This window comes from Alkalimarinus coralli, from assembly GCF_023650515.1.
In the GTDB taxonomy this organism is placed as follows: Bacteria; Pseudomonadota; Gammaproteobacteria; order Pseudomonadales; family Oleiphilaceae; genus Alkalimarinus; species Alkalimarinus coralli.
The window spans coordinates 112,799-129,497 of record NZ_CP096016.1; the positions used below are offsets into that span (position 1 = coordinate 112,799).

Consider the following 16,699-nt stretch of genomic DNA (forward strand, 5'->3'; position numbering starts at 1 on the left):
TTTAAGAATAGACATAAATTTCTGATGTGCGAGGTTTATTGCCCCGTCTGGTAAGGTAAAATACGAATATAAATTAATAGTTATGAAAACATCACCTGCCACAAATCTATAGGGGCTTACTCACTACAATGAAAAAATCGATTATCGTTGCGATGGCTGAAAACCGGGTCATTGGCAGAAACAATAAGCTACCTTGGTATTTGCCGAATGATCTTAAATATTTCAAATCCGTTACTATGGGAAAGCCCGTTATTATGGGGCGTAAAACCTTTGAATCGATTGGTAAGCCTCTGCCGGGTAGATTGAATATTGTTATTACGCGTAATGCTGACTGGAGTCACCCAGGTGTTACCGTGGTGCATACGATTGAAGATGCGTTTTCTAAAGCAGAGGCAACGGCACTGATTGATGGTGTTGATGAAGTAATGATTATTGGGGGGGATCAAATTTACCAAACGGCATTGAGCCTGGCCGATAGAATTTATCTGACCAAAGTGCATGCTGAAGTTGATGGCGATGCCTGGTTTACCGATGTGGACTGGGATCAGTGGGAAGAGTCCGCCAGAGAGGACTTTATGGCCGAGGACCCAAACCCTTACGATTATAGCTTTATTGTTTATGATCGAAAGTAGGGTGATAAGAAAGTAGGGTGTTAACCTATGTTTGTAGCCGTGATGAAGGGAGGTACGACCGAAATCAAGGGTGTTATCTATAGAATACCTAGTAGCCTTATAGCGGATACTGGTCTCTAAAGGCATCGTTGATTGCGTTTTACTTCATCACGACTATCAGGCAGGCTGGAGGTTAATCCAGCATATCCAGATTTCTAACAGCGCCTTTATCAGCACTGGTGGCCAGCATGGCGTATGCTTTTAGCGCGGCTGATACTTTACGCTTTCTTGGTTGGGCGGGTTTCCAGCCATCTTTGCCTTTGGCATCCATCGCGGTGCGTCGGGCGGCCAACTCCTCATCACTAATATTCACATTGATTGTACGATTAGGAATGTCGATTGTGATGCCATCCCCTTCTTCAATCAATGCTATTGCACCACCAGATGCAGCCTCAGGTGATGCATGGCCAATGGATAAACCTGAGGTGCCACCAGAAAAGCGCCCGTCTGTTAGCAATGCGCAAGCCTTACCCAAGCCTTTTGACTTCAGATAACTTGTTGGATAAAGCATTTCCTGCATACCAGGGCCGCCTTTAGGGCCTTCGTAGCGTATGATGACAACATCGCCTTCCTGTACCTGATCATTGAGTATGCCTTCAACCGCCGCATCCTGGCTCTCAAATATCCGTGCCTTGCCGTTAAATAGCAGGATTGACTCATCAACACCGGCGGTTTTGACAACGCAGCCATCTTCGGCAATATTTCCGTAGAGAACGGCAAGCCCGCCTTCCTGAGAGTAGGCGTTCTCTTTGGAACGAATACATCCGGTCTCCCGGTCGCCATCAAGGCTTGGCCAGCGAGTGCTTTGACTAAACGCCGTTTGAGTGGGTATACCAGCCGGGCCTGCTTTATAAAATTCAGCAATGGCAGGGTCATTGTTGCGCATAATATCCCACTTGTTAAGCGCCTCGGCCATGGTTTTGGAGTGCACTGTTGGTAAATCTGAATGGAGAAGGCCGGCACGATCAAGCTCACCAAGAATGCCCATTATCCCGCCTGCGCGATGAACGTCTTCCATATGGTAATCTGGAGAGTTAGGTGCAACTTTGCACAATTGAGGGATCTTCTGAGATAGCTCGTTGATATGTTTAAGCGTGAAGTCAACTTCCGCTTCCTGAGCTGCGGCCAACAGGTGAAGAATGGTATTGGTTGAGCCACCCATTGCGATATCAAGGGTTATTGCGTTTTCGAATGCCTTAAAACTGGCGATGGAGCGGGGTAATACAGACTCATCATCCTCTTCATAATAACGGCGTGTGATATCGACAATATGACGGGCAGCATCCAGAAATAGCTGTTCTCTGTCAGCGTGTGTGGCGAGCACCGTTCCATTGCCAGGCAACGAAAGGCCGATGGCTTCGGTTAAGCAGTTCATTGAGTTTGCAGTAAACATACCGGAGCATGAGCCGCAGGTCGGGCAGGCACTTCGCTCATACTCTTCAACCGTCTTATCATCGGCATCAGGGTCAGCGGCAATAACCATCGCATCAACCAAGTCGAGCTTGTGTTCAGATAGTTTGGTTTTACCCGCTTCCATTGGGCCGCCAGATACAAAGATGGTAGGAATATTCAACCGCAGCGCTGCGTTGACCATTCCCGGTGTGATCTTATCGCAGTTCGAGATGCAAACCAGTGCATCGGCGCAGTGCCCGTTGACCATGTATTCGACTGAATCAGCGATCAGGTCTCGCGACGGCAAGCTGTAAAGCATGCCGTCATGGCCCATTGCTATACCGTCATCTATCGCAATAGTGTCGAACTCTTTTGCGACACCACCGGCTTTTTCAATCTCTTTGCACACCAGTTGTCCAAGGTCTTTTAGGTGAACGTGTCCGGGAACAAATTGAGTGAACGAATTGGCGACAGCAATGATTGGCTTTTTGAAGTCATCATCTTTCATTCCTGTGGCACGCCATAAAGCGCGTGCGCCAGCCATGTTTCGGCCTGCGGTAGAGGTTTTTGAGCGATATATTGGCATTAGACACTTCCAGTAAAACGGTCGATAAAATAGTTTGAGATTTCTGCACGGCTACTGCGCTTACAAATACAGCGTTAAAAAATGGCTCAAAATTGTGCGCTCTCCTGGGTCGACCGGGACTTATTACCTATAAGTTGCGCTCTTTCGTCATTTTTTGCCTTGTCTATGCTGCGCTCGTAACGCCGAGCAAAGATCTCAGTGAATATTTATATCTAGCAAGCATACCAGAGATATTCGGCGGATTTAACTCTCTATTGCCACAGCAATGTGAATACTTTGATGCAATCAATGGAATACCTGTTAAACTTTTGGATAATCCCTTTTACGTCAGAAAACGGCAATACTTCTGCGTAACCCTTTGTTACTCTGACTAAAGTTAATGGCACGACTGAGCCGATAGCATGACGACGTTCGTTGCTAGATGTGGTTAATACATCCATATGGCTGAGACATGTTTCCCTGATTTCAGGATTAGGCATACCAATATCTAAGGAATAGGTTCATTTAATGCACGCTTCGATCAAACTCAATGCTGATGCTTTAAAAAAGTTTCGTCCTCTTGATCGGTTATCTGAAAACCAGAGGATACTGCTCGCGCATAAAGCCCACTTTTCATCGTTTAAAAAGAAAAAAGTTATATTGGAGCGAGGAAGCCTGGATCATCATGATTACTTTTTGTTGAGCGGGACGATAGAACTGGAAGCGCCAGATGGAAGAACAAGAACGATTGAGGCGGGGTCAGATAAAGCAGATGCCGCTATCGCTCACCTTCAGCCTCGTCAATATACCGTTAAGGCGGTTACTGATGTTGATTTTTTGGTGATTGAGCAGGATGTCCTCAATATTTTGCTTAAAGAGGCTCCAGTAAATAGTTATGAGGCCGGGGATGACTTTTCGGTTTCCGATGAAAGCTCTGAAGAGGACGAGGGCACTTATAAAGTGCTGATGAGTTTTTACCACGACTTAAAGTCAAACAACTTCACGCTGCCCAGCTTGCCCGATGTTGCTTACCGAATAAGGCAGATAGCAGATAAGGATGAAACATCTGCCGATGATATTGCCAGGGTTGTTAATGCTGATCCGGCGATGGCGGTGAAGCTTATAAAGTCATGTAACAGTCCGCTTTACCGAGGTTTCAATGATGTGTCGTCGTGCCGGGATGCGGTGGTTCGCTTAGGGGTGCAAACAACACAGCAGCTGGTAACCGTCTTTTCAATGAGGGAGTTATTTAGAAGTAAAAAGGCCGAGCTTAAGCAAGCAATGACTGCATTGTGGCAGCACTCGAGAGAGGTAGCATCGGTTGCCTATGTGTTGGCTGAGCTGACGCCGGGTTTAAACAAAGACCATGCAATGCTCGCTGGTTTGATACATGATATTGGCGCTATACCGGTCATCTCTTATGCGGAGAATTTTCCCGAACTGTACGCAGATGAAACGGCGCTGAAAGATGCTGTTGATGAGTTAAGGGGCGAAATCGGGTGCACGATTCTTGAGCATTGGGGGTTTCCTAACGACCTGATCGAAGTTGTTTCGAAAGCAGAAGAGTGGACGTATGATTCCGGGAGCGATGAGCCGGGCTACGCAGACATCATTATTGTCGCACAGATGCATGCATTAATTGGTTGCCCTAAGCGCAATGATCTCCCTCCTTTCAGCCAGGTGCCAGCGTTTCGGAAACTGGCAAGTGGGGGGCTTACTCCAGAGAGAAGCTTAAAGGTGATGGTTGAAGCGCGGCACAAAATTGAAGAGATTCAGCATGTGCTGGGGGATGACTTCAGGGTAGACTAAGGGTTATTTGCCGCTGGTTTCCTGTTGCGCTTTTGCAACATGGCTGACCTCTTTTTCTATTTTATGCAGTCTCATCTCGATAAGCTCAAGCTTTGCGAGAATCTGTTGCTCTCTCTGAATAACCATTTTTTCGTCGCGAGAAACAAAAAACGCGGAAAAGCTCGCGGTCAGCATAGAAAATATACCGATTCCCATCAATATCAGGAATGAGGCGAATAATCGGCCTTCGGTACTGACCGGAACGACATCCCCGTAACCTACAGTGGTCACCGTGACCCATGCCCACCATATACCGTCCCAGGGAGTGTCGATTGCCGGGTCTAGTCCTGCAATGAGAAACCCCGCCATGACGGTGATGACAAAGCCAATCATCAGCGTTGTACCAAGATGGTTCCTTGCCAGGATTCGACGGGCCGTACTGGAAATATGGATAAGAATACCAGCCATGACGATGAGGCGAAGCGACCTAAGCACGCCAGCAGCGGGGAACTCCTCCCACAGAACAGGAAACCCCAGGATAATGATGACCAGGTTGACCCAGTTGCCGATCAGGTAGTAAGACTTGTTTCGCACAAGGGTCGTAAGCAACACGGTTTCAAATAAGAAAAAGCCCCAGATAATCCAGTCGGTTATGAGAACAAAATTGGGGGGAACCGCGCCTTTAGCCTGAAGATACCATTCGATAACGATCCAAATCGCCATTAGTACCATGGGCCACTCAAGGTGCCCTGCATATTTTAGGGCGGCTGATGTTTCGTTGCGATCTACACCCGCTAAGCCAATAACTCTTGGAAAAGACTGATTGTTCATTAATTAACTAGGGTCATATAAGAGGTTTGTTTTTATAATGGTAGCAGAATATTCTTTCGCTGTTTTGGAAGGCTTGGTATTTTGGGACGCGTAGGATTTTTGGAAGGTTTAGTGTTTTCGAAAGACTAAAGCGCTTGAAAAATATAGTATTGAGTGGTTTGAAGTATTATAAACAGGATGAAAATATGTCACGAGTTGAGATCAGTTTCCCGGAATTCACCCACTTTAGTACTGAGTTGCCAGTGCGAATAGGAGATGTAAATCAAGGTAGTCACCTCGGACATGACAGTATGGTCACTATGCTCCACGAAGCCCGTATTCAATTTTTTCGTTCGTTGGGTTATGACGAGCTAGATATTGAAGGTGTTGGCACGCTGGTAGCGGATTTGGCCATTAGCTATCGAAATGAAGCTTTTTATGGTGACAATCTCAAATTTGATATTGCGGTAGAGGATATTTCCCGGAAAAGTTGCCAGTTTATATACCAGGTGATACGCACTGTGACGGTTGCGAAAACTGAAAAGAGTGAAGATGATCGCAGTGGTGTGAGTTGTGATGCAGGCAGTGGCAGTACTGTACATAATAATGTAAAAAGTGGCGAAACTATTGCCGTGGCAAAAACAGGGATTGTGTTTTTTGACTATGCTGTGCGTAAGAGTGCGGCCATTCCGGCCGGATTTATTGAGCAACTGGAAAAACGATCAAGTTAATGAAAACACCCCTGTTCCCTTTAAAGTCAGTGTTGTGCCCAAAGGGTAGAATACCCCTTCAGCTATTTGAGCCCCGATACCTTGATATGCTATCTGAGTGTATGAAAACCGATAGGGGGTTTGTCGTGGTGCTGATTAAAGAAGGGGACGAAGTTAGCGGGTCGTGTGATTTTTATAATATTGGCACCTACGTTCGATTGATTGATTTCCAAAAACTCGAAAGTGGCTTACTTGGTATTACCGTTGAAGGGACATCCAAGGTGTTTTTAACTCATTTCTCTCAAGGCACGGATGGTCTATACAGTGGCCGGATAGAACACTTGATGGAAGAAGAGTATCTAAGCCTGCCGGATGAGTATCTGGAGCTAGCTACGTTACTGGAACAGCTAACACGGCACCCCGCTATTAAAGCGCTGAATATGGATATCGATTATGCTGATGGTCGACAAGTTGGGTGGCGATTAGTTGAGCTACTGCCACTGTCAAAACAAGAGAAACAGTTTTTACTTGAGCTGACAGATCCGTTTGAGCGCTTAAAGCAAATAGAGTATTTGTTAACGCTGATGGAGCAATAAGCGGATTAATCAGAGACTCGTTTGTAGCGGTTGCTAATTATTGATAGATGGCTAGTAATTAAGAGGTTGCCAGTTATCAAGAGATTGCCAGTTATCAAGAGATTGCCAGTTATTAAGAGGTTGCCAGTTATTAAGAGGTTGCCAGTTATTAAGGGGGTGCTAGTTACTAAGAGGTTGATAGTTACTAAGTGCTTCAGGTAGATTGATACTAACGTATAGCATTGCTGAGATCAGCCATCCGGCCACCGCTAAAATAGTGAAAAAATCGATAGAGATCGGTTGTCTGTCAAAGCGACTATAACTGACCCGGGTTAGCGCGCAGATAAATAACCCCAGCAATATCCCCCCCAGAACGTCGCTCATCCAGTGTACCCCTATATATAATCGGCTAATACCTATCATTAACATGGGGATGCTGAATAAACTGTAGACCATCCAACGTTTTCTTTGCTGAACTTCCTGAGCAATAAACGCGGCAATGAGCCCGAGAAAAACTACGGCTCCGCTGGTATGACCGCTTGGAAATGCGTAAGAAGAAGGCCCACTAACTACCAAGTCGGGTCTGGGGACAGCAAAATAGTCCTTCAATCCGATAGTCACGAAAGAGGTTGCAATACCCGCCAAGGTTATGTGGATGGCGGCGGCATAGTAGCCTCTGAAAAATAACAATGACACGAAGATAGGAAACGAAATATAGAGAAGTTTTGGATCCCCAAGCAATGTAATCCCAATTACCACCGGGTCGTAAAAGGGATTTCTAAGCAGTGCAAAAAAAGTAGATGTCTGGTGGTTGAAAGCATCAAACCACTGTGTGTTTGTAACGGCCAGTGCTAGAAGAACAAACAGTGCCAGAGTTGATATTGCAAGGACTAGCGAAGGCAGTGGGAACTCCCCTCCATCTGCTCGTTTGCTGGAAAATGCTCTCCAAAACTGGTGTGTTATGTTGTAGCGGGTTACCCACTTTTTCAAATAGTCATAGCTGCGGCTTTTGTCCTGTAGCTCCCATTGAAGGCGGATAAACAACAGATAAGTGAATGCAAGCACTCCAAGTGCGGTCAGCAACACCGGGTAAAAGTGGGGTGGGAGATGAATATCCAGCGATATGGATGCCCCTACAAGATAGCCGGGCAATATATAAACAGGCGCCCAGCCAATTGCAGAAATAACATTAAATATAAAAAATCGTTTGGGTGACATGTTAAGCATGCCGGCAATCAACGGCAGTACAGGACGAATAGGGCCGACAAAGCGGCCAATCAATACGCTCTTCCCGCCATGCTTCTTGAAGAAAACCTGTCCATTACTGAGGAGTTTGGGGTAGCTGCGAACAGGCCATACAGAGGCAATTGAATCCTTGAAATGACGACCTAAATAATAGCTCAGTCCGTCACCGCATACTGCGCCAAAAAATGCCCAGAAAAGGGACGCCTCGATGGATAGAACGTTGCCCCCAGCGATAGCGGCAACCATAAAAAGAAGCATGACGCCGGGTACGATAACCCCTGCGATAGCCAGAGACTCGATGAATGAGATGATGAATATCGCAAACGCGACCCAGTTTTGATGGGCCTGCAGTGCATCAATCAGAGGTTGAATACTGGTAATGTCCATTACTGAGTGTGGTGGCTAACTCGATTATGTCCGTTGGTTTCCGCATCATTGAGTGCGACGTGGGCTTGCTCTCTTAAACTTTCTGCCGTCGTGGAGCTGTTGTTTGGGGTCGTGGAACTGTTGTTTGGGGTCGTGGAACTATTGTTTGGGGTCGTGGAACTATTGTTTGAGGTCGTGCACCCAAGGCTAATGGTCATTGTTCCGATGGTTTGCCACTGAGTCTCTTCAACCGTTCTGCGTACACGCTCGGCCATGATCAATACGCCTTCCTGTGGCGTGTTGGGAAGGAGCAGGTAAAACAGGCTGCCTTCACAATAATAGTGACTATCACCCGCGCGAATGATGCCCCCGAGCAGCTTGGAAAGTTCTATGGTTAGCTCCTTTGCCGCATTATTCCCATGAACATCTGTAAACTGATCAAAGTAATCAACCCTTACGGCAATGAGTGACAGCGTGTTTCCTGTAACCTCAGAGCGGCTGATCTCTTTTGTGAGTGTGTCGTCCAAGTGCTTCATATTGTATGCACCCGTGAGCGGGTCGTGAAGCGATAACTCAATAAGTGTGCGGTTTTTGTGATGGTGAAGATAGGCAAAAATGCCGGCAACACTACTAACCAGAAGGTAACTGGTAAAAAACAGCAGGCCATTGTAGATGTTCTGCTGGTATGCAACGAGCAGGGTGACGGATGCTAGCACGACACCATTAAATATATTGGAGTCACGAAATGGCAGAATCAGATAGCTTAACAAACCAACAGGGTAAATCCAGAGTGTCGCATCGGTTGACTGTGCATCAATATTTGATGCGACTAAAACCACCATTAGGCCAAGAAGAATGAGGTGAGCGTAGTCTTTTATTTCAAAATATCGCTGTGCAAATGTGTACGCAATGCCAAAGCCAAACAGGGGAACCAGAAGTGCAGCGGTATAGACGAGCTCATAGAACCCATAACGGTAGTTCTGAATTGCCAAAAAAAACATAAACACAGCCGTGAGGCCATAAGATACGGCTCGAGTAATGTTTTTAAGCTGGAAGTCGCTCATCCTTAATATGCCTTGTGGTTTCTAATTATCGATTTTATTTGGATTATTTTTTTTATCAATGATGTCAATGTCTGAGTCTATGTAGGAGCGGGCTCTATTATGCCCACTTTTTTGTGCCTGATGGAGGGCAGAGAGTGACTTTTCAAGCATTGACGCCGCACTGTCCCCAACATTTAGGCTCGCGGTTCCGATGCTGACAGTAATGGTCATTTTCGCATCGCTTAATGAATCTTTGATGTTCAGTCGCAGTTTTTCAGCTGTTTTCATTGCGTCTTGCGTATTGGTATACGGAAATACGATCAGAAACTCGTGGTCTTGCCAGCGATAATAACTATCGAATGCGCGAAGGTTTTCGTGCAGTACATGCCCAAGCTTGTTTAGCAGTGCGTCATGGTCGGCAGCATCGACCTGATCAAAACCTTTATCATCTATGGCAAGCGCCATGACTGTCAGATCTGTTCCTTCTCTTTCGCTACGTTGAATTTCTTTGGTGAGATCATCATTCAGATGTTCTTTGGTAGAGGCTTGGGTGAGGTTATCTGTGCGTCTTAGAGGTTTTAACTGGCGATCTTTTATTTCGCGAAGAAAAACAAAACCGGCAGTGAGCGCCAAGCATAGCAGGTAATTGAACAGTAGCGCCTGTTTGGCTGTGCCCTCACTCATTTGGGTTAGCAGAATGATTAAGCATATGCTGTAGAGCGAGACGGCTATAGCGGCTGCCTTTAATGGGTAAAAGAAGAACAGCAGCATAGGAAAAATGTAGCTCCACGAGCTGGCAGAGTATTCGCTTTGAACGGTGCTTAGTAAAGTGACTACCGCTAAAAACAGCGTTGTAAGGTGAACCCAGGGGTTGCCGCTTGGAAGTTTCTGGCTCTCTTTTTCCTGCGAGCGACGTTTTTCAGTAAGGCCGCTCATGGTAAGCAAGACAGAAAAAACCAAGGCAGCAGATGCACCTTCAATCTGCCCGCTAAAAAGCCCGGTAAGCGCCAACAGTATGGTGATCGCTGCTCCACATAGGTAGGCATTGGTGCGCGTGATGTAGTTATTGGTGCGCATGGTGTAACTTAAGTCAGTCTGAGGCATATTAATCTTTGTTATTATCCTTTAACAATTAAGGATGCAGGCGCCGTTCCTTAATTCAACGTTGGTGTCATCGGTTCAGAAGGTTATAATAACCTCTTTTGGCGTATCGTATAAATGATTGTTGCTCTCAGAACACGTCTAAGACCTTAATTTTTATCCGATACCGTTTAATGTAGCAGCTTTATAGGTTGAAAACAGGCGATGGATGTAAAAGCATACATGGTGGAAGTGGGTGAAAAGGCCCGCATAGCATCAGCTCAAATTGCTCAGGCTAGCACAGACGCAAAAAATCGTGCGCTGCTTGCAATGGCTGAAGCACTGGATAATGCTCGGGAAAAACTCGCAACGGCAAATGAACTTGATTTGGAAAACGGTCGGGCGAATGGTTTGGAACCGGCAATGCTTGATCGCCTGGAGTTGACGCCAGCACGTATCGATACCATGATCGAAGGGCTTAAGCAGGTAGCCTCCCTTGCAGACCCTGTGGGTATTATTGATGATATGAAATACATGCCATCGGGTATTCAGGTAGGCAAAATGCGCGTACCCCTTGGCGTTATTGGCATTATTTATGAGTCGCGCCCCAACGTGACGGTTGAAGCAGCCAGCCTGTGCCTAAAATCTGGCAACGCCACCATTTTGCGGGGAGGGTCTGAAGCGATACACTCTAATCAGGCTGTGGCAGACTGCATCAGTCAGGGGTTGAGCTCAGCCGGTTTGCCCGAAGACGCTGTACAGGTTATCAAAACAACAGATAGAGCTGCTGTCGGTGAACTGATTACAATGCCCGAGTATGTTGATGTTATCGTACCTCGTGGTGGTAAGGGCTTGATTGAGAGAGTGAGCAAAGAAGCCAAGGTTGCGGTAATTAAACACTTGGACGGCATCTGCCATGTGTTTATTGACCGTGATGCCGATAGCGAAAAAGCTCTGAATATTGCCTTCAATGCAAAAACTCATCGTTACGGCACCTGCAATACGATGGAGACCTTGCTGGTCGATGAGCCCGTTGCTGAATCTGTTTTACCCATGCTGGCAGATAAATATCAGCAGGAAGGGGTTGAACTGAGAGGTTGTGATGCAACGCGACGAATTCTGACTGATATCAACTCAGCAACAGAAGATGATTGGTCGACTGAATACCTGGCCCCGGTTTTGTCTATCAAAATCGTCTCCGGTATGGAAGAAGCTATTTCTCATATCAATAAGTATGGCTCTCACCATACTGACTCGATTATTACTGAGAACTACACTCGTGGTCGTCAGTTTATTACTGCGGTTGACTCCAGCTCAGTGATGATCAATGCATCGACTCGTTTTGCTGATGGTTTTGAGTATGGTTTAGGTGCTGAGATAGGTATCTCAACTGATAAAATCCATGCTCGTGGACCTGTTGGTTTGGATGGTCTGACATCGCAAAAGTATGTCGTGTTCGGTGATGGTCATATTCGCCAGTGAGCGCACTAAGAGTTAGCTATCTATATGAGTCGCTTGATACTGCGCTCTCCTGGTTATAAGAGCCTGCCATGAAGATTATTATGGGCGGCACTTATGATCCGGTGCACCATGGGCATTTGAGAATGGCCCTGGAATTAAGCGAACTCATTGGTTCCTGTCAAACATCTGTGAATAATCCAGACTGTCAGACTGTTGAGGCAGTGACAGGCGCGGATGTTCACCTGCTTCCTTGTTATAAACCGGTTCATCGCGGTGAACCGGGGGCAACGTCTGAGCAACGTGTGGAGATGTTAACTATGGCGACTGATGGCGATGCAGCGTTAATTGTTGATCAGCGTGAGATCACCAGGCAGGGGCCGTCCTATACTGTTGATACGTTGAAAGAGATGAGGCAGCAATTTGGCGATGACGAACCGATTGTTCTGGTGATGGGCGCAGATGCATTTAACGGGTTTGCCCGTTGGCACCAGTGGCTGGAAATTCCAAAGCTAGCCCATATAATTGTTCTAAGCCGGCCTGGCTGGAGGTTATCCACTTCCGGTGAGCTGAATAATCTTGTTAATAATTGTAGAACCGAAAAAATTGAATCATTGTTTGAATGTGCTGCGGGGTATATATTGCCGCTAGAGCTGTCTCAGCTCGATATTTCAAGCTCAAAAGTCAGAACTTCAATAGCGAAAGGGCATTCAGCCAGGTACTGGGTACCCGATCGTGTTTGGCGTTATATTTGTGATAATCAGCTGTATGGCTATCACGGTTAGAAAACCAAGTAATTAATATTAACCTCCCAGAGGACGTAAACTGTCGAACTTGAGATTGGTCCAGTGAGTATAGGGCTTACAAGATTCTTCCAGACGAAAACTATATGCAAAGTGAACAGTTAAAAGACATCGTAGTAAAAGCGATGGATGATATGAAGGCCAAAGACGTTAATGTACTTGATGTCAGAGAACGAACCAGCGTTACGGAATATATGATAGTGGCCTCTGGAACATCTAACCGTCATGTGAAATCAATTGCTGATAACATTGTTGATGAGGTCAAAAGCAACGGTATTCGGCCGCTCGGAATTGAAGGTGGGGCAGGCGCCGATTGGGTATTGGTTGACTTGGGCGGAATTGTCGCTCATGTGATGATGCCTGCCGCTCGTGAATTCTATGACCTTGAGCGGTTTTGGATTGATGCGCCTGATGCTGTTGCGGAATGAGCCCTGTTTTAGTGATATAGCGGCCCAAGCCTGAATACCTATTAAGTAGTCGACTCATGAAAATAAAACTAATAGCGGTAGGAACTCGAATGCCTTCATGGGTCAATGAAGGGTATGCAGAATACGCACGCCGCATGCCGGCTGAGTTTTCGCTTGAGTTGATTGAGGTAACCTTGGGCCAGCGCGGAAAAAATGCTGATATTGAGCGGGTTATCAAGCGTGAAGGCGAGCAGATGCTTGCATCCGTTGACTCGTCTGACTATGTTATTGCGTTAGAGGTCAATGGCCGGAACTGGAGCACTGAAAAGTTAGCCTCACAGGCAGAAAACTGGCAAATGGGGGGGCGCAATGTCGCGTTGCTGGTTGGGGGACCTGACGGTCTGTCTGATGCTTGTCGGGCGAGGGCAGACCAGCAATGGTCGTTATCTCCCTTAACACTTCCTCACCCGTTAGTACGAGTACTACTCGCTGAGCAGCTCTATCGTGCTTGGAGCATTACGCGCAATCACCCCTACCACAGACAATAATGGTCAAAAGGCTACCCGGTTGAAAAATAGCGCGCTGAAGTATCACAGGTTTAAACATCGCAGGTCAAAACATTGAACACTAGTAGAATGTTAAAGGACCCCATCAAGGAGAAACGGATATTCACCTTCCGTGCAATCCTCGCGATGTTCTTTATTATCGTGCTGGCGGTCGTCCTGGTATCTCGTGTTTATTATCTTCAAGTGGTTGATTATGACCACTATACGACTCTCTCAGACAAAAACAGAATGCAGCTCCAGTCCGTAGCGCCTACTAGAGGGCTCATTTATGATCGGAATGGCGTTTTGCTAGCTGATAATCAGCCGGTTTTCAGTGTCTCAATTGTCAAAGAGAGAGTTGAGAGCCTGGATCAGACGATAGCACAGATCGGCAGCATTATTGAGCTTAGCGAAGAACAGATTAAGAACTTTGACAAACGTCTGAAAAACCGTCGTAAGCCTTATGAACCCGTCCCGCTGAAATCCAAGCTCACAGAAGAAGAGATCGCTAAACTATCGGTGCAGAGGCACCTTTTGCCAGGGGTTGAGGTTGAAGCAGAGCTGGTAAGACATTACCCGCATGGTGAGATGATGGCCCATATGCTTGGGTATGTTGGACGGATCAATATAAAAGAACTCAAGCGGGTTGATGCCACCAACTATTCTGCTACTAACTATATCGGAAAGCTCGGTATTGAAAAGTTCTATGAGGATGTTTTACATGGCAGAGTGGGGCATCAGACGGTTGAAACAAACGCACGAGGGCGAGTGTTAAGAGTATTGGACCAGCAGCCATCGGTGCCGGGGCGGGATATTACGCTGAGTATTGATGTGCGTCTCCAGCAGGTGGCGATCGATGCAATGCAAGGTCAGCGGGGGGCGGTGGTCGCGATAGAACCGTCAACTGGGGGCATTCTTGCGCTGGTGAGTACACCAAGCTTTGACCCCAACTTGTTTGTAACAGGCATTGATCATAAGTCCTATGCCGCCCTGCGCGACTCGCTTGATATTCCCCTGTTTAATCGTGCGCTCAAAGGGCAGTATCCACCGGGCTCAACTATCAAACCCATTATTGGTTTGGCAGGGTTGGATACTGCAACGGTTAATCGGCAGACCAAGATTCGAGACCCAGGCTGGTATCAGCTAAAAAATGATAAGCGCTTCTATCGTGACTGGAAAAAATACGGTCATGGAATCGTCGACTTATACGACTCCATCGTACAGTCGTGCGACACCTTTTTTTATAGCATGGCGTTTAAACTAGGCGTCGACCAAATGGAACTCTACCTTGATAAGTTTGGGATTGGCAGTCGCACAGCCGTGGATATCGATGAAGACCGGAAAGGGATTTTACCCAGCCGTGCATGGAAGAGGGGCACCAAAGGGCTACCATGGTTTCCGGGTGACTCCTTAAATATGGGGATTGGGCAAGGCTTTATGCTTGCAACACCGCTGCAACTCGCGACGGCAACGGCAGTATTAGCTAATAGGGGGCGGTGGCATCGTCCCCATCTGGCACTGAAAATCTCCGAAGGAACTAACCCGGACGAGCAGATTGAAATTCCTCGCATGCATGAAAATGATCCGCCTGATGTTATGTTGAATAACCCCGATGACTGGGATTACATTCTGGGTTCGATGGAAGACGTTATGCATGGCAAAAAAGGAACCGCCAGAGGCAGTGCGAGAAATGCTCCCTACAGAATGGCTGGGAAAACAGGCACCGCGCAGGTGGTCGGAATAAAGCAGGGCGAGGAATATGATGCCGAGGCATTGGCAGAACGCCATCGTGATCATGCGTTGTTTGTTGGTTTTGCCCCTGTTACTGCGCCTAGAATAGCGGTTGCTGTGATAGTAGAAAATGGCGGAGGAGGAAGTCGTGCAGCGGCTCCGGTAGCGCGGAAAGTATTTGATGCCTGGGTGTTGGGCTTTCCTGAACAAGAACAGGAAGAACGTGCGGCTAGCGACGCAACGCTTGACCTCGCCCCTGCCCATGAGCGGTTAGAGCCTCAATTGGTATCGTCGGAGAGCCTTCATAATCATGGCTAATCAAGAATTTCTGCGTCAACTCCCTGGCGGGGACTATCACCTGAAAAACAGAACTAGTTTGTTATTCAGGTTGCATATTGACCCTATATTGATGGTGCTTATTTTAATACTCTCCATAGTTGGTCTTTTTGTTCTTTATAGCGGCAGTGGAGAGAGCGCGGTTCATGTACAGAAGCAAGCGATGCGTTTTATGCTCGCGTTTGTGGTGATGATCGTGTTTGCCCAATTGGACCCGAGCGTGTATCGCCGTTGGGCTCCCTGGCTGTTTGCTATGGGGCTGATTGCATTGGCGGCAGTCTTGGTGATGGGGACGGGAGCAAAAGGAGCCCAGCGCTGGCTACAGTTGCCGGGTTTACCTCGTTTTCAGCCGTCAGAATTCATGAAACTTGCGGTTCCGATGATGGTGGCCTGGTACTTATCCGAGCGCTATTTGCCGCCCCGATTCAAACATGTACTGGGGTCCTTGGTACTTATTTTTATGCCTGTTGTTCTGGTTATTAAACAGCCGGATCTTGGTACCTCACTGCTGATAGCTGCTTCTGGCATCTTTGTGTTGCTGTTGGCTGGCATTAGTGGAAAGCTTGTAGGTGGCTTTATCGCGTCGATAGCTGCACTGGTACCTGTTATGTGGATGTTTGTCATGAGGGACTACCAGAAGCAGCGGGTGCTGACGTTAATCGACCCTGAGAAAGACCCGCTGGGCTCCGGCTGGAATATTATTCAGTCTAAGACTGCCATAGGGTCAGGGGGCATGACTGGCAAAGGGTGGCTGGAAGGCACTCAGTCCCAGCTAGACTTTCTCCCGGAAAGCCATACTGATTTTATTATTGCCGTGCTCGCCGAAGAGTTTGGTTTTGTCGGTGTCGTGCTGCTGATTTCGCTCTATGTGCTGATAGTGGCACGAGGCTTATACATTGCGATAAAAGCACAGGACTCTTTTGGCAGAATGCTCGCAGGTAGCTTAACGTTAACATTTTTTGTATATGTATTTGTCAATATAGGCATGGTAAGTGGTATTTTGCCTGTTGTAGGTGTTCCGTTACCCTTGGTAAGCTATGGTGGTACATCGATCGTGACGCTGATGGCAGCCTTTGGTGTTCTAATGTCTATCCACACCCACAAGAAAATGCTCGATAAATAGCGTTTTCGTTTAAATATCCTGATAAGCTCGTCCCTGAGACCCACTTTGATG

The 16,699-nt window shown here is 47.0% G+C and carries 15 protein-coding genes; 10 read left to right on the forward strand and 5 right to left on the reverse strand.

Annotation, left to right across the window (positions count from 1 at the left end; all coding sequences use genetic code 11):
- Positions 1–128 precede the first annotated feature (128 nt).
- Positions 129–632: a dihydrofolate reductase gene (locus MY523_RS00515; RefSeq protein ID WP_250656859.1), complete on the forward strand. Its 504-nt coding sequence runs from the start codon at positions 129–131 to the stop codon at positions 630–632.
- A gap of 172 nt (positions 633–804) precedes the next feature.
- Here the strand turns inward: MY523_RS00515 and ilvD are convergent, their stop codons facing one another.
- Positions 805–2,649, reverse strand: a complete 1,845-nt coding sequence (gene ilvD / locus MY523_RS00520; protein WP_250656860.1) for a dihydroxy-acid dehydratase — start codon at positions 2,647–2,649, stop codon at positions 805–807.
- Between the two features lie 507 nt (positions 2,650–3,156).
- Here ilvD and MY523_RS00525 point away from each other — a divergent pair.
- Positions 3,157–4,437, forward strand: a complete 1,281-nt coding sequence (locus MY523_RS00525) for an HDOD domain-containing protein (protein WP_250656861.1) — start codon at positions 3,157–3,159, stop codon at positions 4,435–4,437.
- Positions 4,438–4,440: 3 nt separating this feature from the next.
- Here MY523_RS00525 and MY523_RS00530 read toward each other — a convergent pair whose 3' ends face one another.
- On the reverse strand, positions 4,441–5,247 hold the full coding sequence (locus tag MY523_RS00530; RefSeq protein WP_250656862.1) for a potassium channel family protein: 807 nt from the start codon (positions 5,245–5,247) through the stop codon (positions 4,441–4,443).
- A gap of 185 nt (positions 5,248–5,432) precedes the next feature.
- Between MY523_RS00530 and MY523_RS00535 the strand changes: the two genes are divergently transcribed.
- Together MY523_RS00535 and MY523_RS00540 are read left to right on the forward strand one after the other, a co-directional pair.
- Complete coding sequence (locus MY523_RS00535; protein WP_250656863.1) at positions 5,433–5,957, forward strand: acyl-CoA thioesterase; 525 nt, start codon at positions 5,433–5,435, stop codon at positions 5,955–5,957.
- Entirely contained in the window at positions 5,957–6,532 is a 576-nt protein-coding gene (locus MY523_RS00540) for an LON peptidase substrate-binding domain-containing protein (RefSeq protein WP_250656864.1), read from the forward strand. The genes MY523_RS00535 and MY523_RS00540 overlap by 1 nt, the downstream gene beginning before the upstream one ends.
- A gap of 159 nt (positions 6,533–6,691) precedes the next feature.
- Here the strand turns inward: MY523_RS00540 and MY523_RS00545 are convergent, their stop codons facing one another.
- Genes MY523_RS00545 through MY523_RS00555 form a run of 3 tightly spaced genes read right to left on the reverse strand, consistent with a single transcriptional unit; the run spans position 6,692 to position 10,269 of the window.
- Positions 6,692–8,143, reverse strand: a complete 1,452-nt coding sequence (locus MY523_RS00545; protein ID WP_250656865.1) for a bifunctional DedA family/phosphatase PAP2 family protein — start codon at positions 8,141–8,143, stop codon at positions 6,692–6,694.
- Entirely contained in the window at positions 8,143–9,186 is a 1,044-nt protein-coding gene (locus tag MY523_RS00550) for a GGDEF domain-containing protein (RefSeq protein WP_250656866.1), read from the reverse strand. The genes MY523_RS00545 and MY523_RS00550 overlap by 1 nt, the downstream gene beginning before the upstream one ends.
- Before the next feature lie 21 nt (positions 9,187–9,207).
- Entirely contained in the window at positions 9,208–10,269 is a 1,062-nt protein-coding gene (locus MY523_RS00555) for a GGDEF domain-containing protein (RefSeq protein WP_250656867.1), read from the reverse strand.
- A 201-nt stretch (positions 10,270–10,470) separates the two neighbouring features.
- On the opposite strand from MY523_RS00555, the gene MY523_RS00560 reads away from it, so the two are divergent.
- The 6 genes from MY523_RS00560 (at position 10,471) to rodA (ending at position 16,648) form a co-directional block, all read left to right on the forward strand.
- Entirely contained in the window at positions 10,471–11,727 is a 1,257-nt protein-coding gene (locus tag MY523_RS00560; RefSeq protein WP_250656868.1) for a glutamate-5-semialdehyde dehydrogenase, read from the forward strand.
- Between the two features lie 68 nt (positions 11,728–11,795).
- Positions 11,796–12,488 carry a nicotinate-nucleotide adenylyltransferase gene (nadD, locus tag MY523_RS00565; RefSeq protein WP_250656869.1) on the forward strand — a complete coding sequence of 231 codons (693 nt, stop codon included), beginning with the start codon at positions 11,796–11,798 and terminating at the stop codon, positions 12,486–12,488.
- Positions 12,489–12,592: 104 nt separating this feature from the next.
- The gene (gene rsfS, locus MY523_RS00570) at positions 12,593–12,934 is read left to right on the forward strand and encodes a ribosome silencing factor (RefSeq protein WP_250656870.1); all 342 of its coding nucleotides are present in this window, start codon (positions 12,593–12,595) and stop codon (positions 12,932–12,934) included.
- A gap of 56 nt (positions 12,935–12,990) precedes the next feature.
- Positions 12,991–13,461 (forward strand): 23S rRNA (pseudouridine(1915)-N(3))-methyltransferase RlmH, encoded by a 471-nt coding sequence (gene rlmH / locus MY523_RS00575; RefSeq protein WP_250656871.1) that lies wholly within the window; start codon positions 12,991–12,993, stop codon positions 13,459–13,461.
- Positions 13,462–13,548: 87 nt separating this feature from the next.
- Positions 13,549–15,507 (forward strand): penicillin-binding protein 2, encoded by a 1,959-nt coding sequence (gene mrdA, locus MY523_RS00580; RefSeq protein WP_250656872.1) that lies wholly within the window; start codon positions 13,549–13,551, stop codon positions 15,505–15,507.
- Positions 15,500–16,648 (forward strand): rod shape-determining protein RodA, encoded by a 1,149-nt coding sequence (gene rodA / locus MY523_RS00585; protein ID WP_250656873.1) that lies wholly within the window; start codon positions 15,500–15,502, stop codon positions 16,646–16,648. The genes mrdA and rodA overlap by 8 nt, the downstream gene beginning before the upstream one ends.
- Positions 16,649–16,699: the final 51 nt, after the last annotated feature.